Source organism: Microbacterium sp. Bi128 (genome assembly GCF_918698205.1).
In genome coordinates this window covers 1-1,868 of the sequence record NZ_CAKKMM010001010.1, presented here as the reverse complement: position 1 = coordinate 1,868, position 1,868 = coordinate 1, and the positions used below count along the sequence as shown (strand labels likewise).

General features: G+C 61.2%; 2 protein-coding genes. Both read left to right on the top strand.

What is annotated here, in order from left to right; all coding sequences use genetic code 11:
- Positions 1-332 (top strand): Ig-like domain-containing protein (locus LQV45_RS29175; RefSeq protein ID WP_230010543.1); only part of this gene is annotated, 332 nt, incomplete at its 5' end.
- A 233-nt stretch (positions 333-565) separates the two neighbouring features.
- Positions 566-1,177 (top strand): hypothetical protein, encoded by a 612-nt coding sequence (locus LQV45_RS29170; protein WP_230010541.1) that lies wholly within the window; start codon positions 566-568, stop codon positions 1,175-1,177.
- The last annotated feature ends 691 nt before the right edge of the window (positions 1,178-1,868 follow it).

Below are 1,868 nucleotides of genomic sequence, written 5' to 3'. Positions count from 1 at the left end.
GTCCTGTTCCCACCGTGATTTCCCGCAACCCCGCCGTGCATGCCACCGCGGTAAGCCGGGAGACGAATATCACGGCAACCTTCAGCGAACCCGTCACCAGCACCAGCGGAAACTACTTCATGTTGACGAACGCCACGACCGGCGCAATGGTTCCTGTGGAGTTGTACTCTTACAACGCCGCCACCCGGGTAGCCACACTGAACCCGAGGGGGACCCTGACGGCAAACACCAAGTACACCGTCACGCTGACCAGCAGCACGTACGGCGGCATCCGCGACGCCGCCGGCAACCCCCTCCAGACCACTCGTTGGACCTTCACCACCGGACCGTGATGAAGCCGAGAGGCCAAAGGTAGGGAGAACGTCGGTCGGTACGGAACCTGGCGCCGCGTAGTCCCAACCCCAGGGCGGTTGCCGCCCGCTGACGGGCGGGTCACACTGTCTTGAACGGGCATTCCAAAGTCCCGGACCGTGGACGTGGGGGACTGCTAAGCCCTCACAGTCGGTGCAGTAGGCGTGGTGGTTTTTCCTAGCCGAAGAGGTCGCCCAGCACGCCGGGATATCGCTTGTGGACGCCCACGCTGCGCTCGGAACGTCAGGGCGACGCTGCCTTGCTTCCCTTGATGCTTGATCGCTACCAGTCGGCCATTGAATTCGGACACGACCCGGCCCATGGCCTATTCGACCCGGACCGATCGGGAGCCGTCAGTCCGGTAACCCGTGCAGTTGCCCTGAGGAAAGGCACAGAGGGATCGATGTCGTCACTTACGTCCCGACTACCCATCAGCACAGGAGATGTAAGCGACGCGGCGGCTGCCGAGTACCTGGAGCTGCTGGCTGTCGTACTGGAAGACGGCAAGATTATCGGCGACGAAGCCAGGGGTGGCATGGGCGCAGAACAAGTTCGCGGGCTCAACGACCGGTTTCTGGAGATGATGCGCGAAGCGGCGTTCGCAGACCAGGTCTTGACCGCCGGAGAGCTGGCGGAGCTGAAACGTGCAGCAGATGCTTTGGCTGTGCCGGGCTACTTCGACGACCTGCAGCCAAGTACAACACAGTCGAACCCGGCCGCCGATCAGAGTACGGAAGTGCCAGCAGCAAAGGACGCCAAGGTCCGTTGGTGCGGACACTGCCGAACGCCTGGCAACTACCGTTCGAAGTGTCCTGAAATGAATTAGGGGAGTGTGGACATTGTCCACACTTTCCGTCTCGGACTCCGTCGTACAGCCCTCAGACTCGCTGGAATCCCGCATGTTGTCGGGGGTTCCCAGTGTTTGCAAGGGCTGGAATGCAGTTCGAGTCCCACCTCGGGCACAGCATATCCCCTCGTCAGAGGGGTTTTTGCTTTAACGTGTTGACATTGACCCTGGGTGGGTCCCTCTGACGCGTGTCGCGGCTGGTGCCTGGCCGCCGCGGTGGCCTGTTCGGTTGTGTGGGTGGCGGGTTCAGGGTCCTGGCTGGTGGGTCCTCCGCCTGCTGGGATGACGGGTCATCCGTTGCTCCTTTCTGACTGGTCCTGGAGGACGTGGTTGGTCTTGCACCTATTCATGCGTTGGGGTTGTGGTGATGACATGACCTCCACGAGATTCTTTCCAGATGCTTGGCCTTGATTCGCTGTTTCCTGGGGTCTGGGGGAGAAGCTGGTGGCCGTTTGTCCGGCCAAAGGGTGTTTACAGTGTCCACACTCGTGTCCACGTGATGCCGTTGCTGGTGGACGACTCCCTCCGTGCCTGTTTCTGCTGACACGAGTTCATGCAGGCACGACTTCTGGGTGACATGACTTTCGGTTTGGTTCTTGCGTTCGTTCTTAGGCGTCATGGCCTGTTCGCCCTTCTCCCTCGACCTGCATGCCTTCGCGGGTTCGGGCGC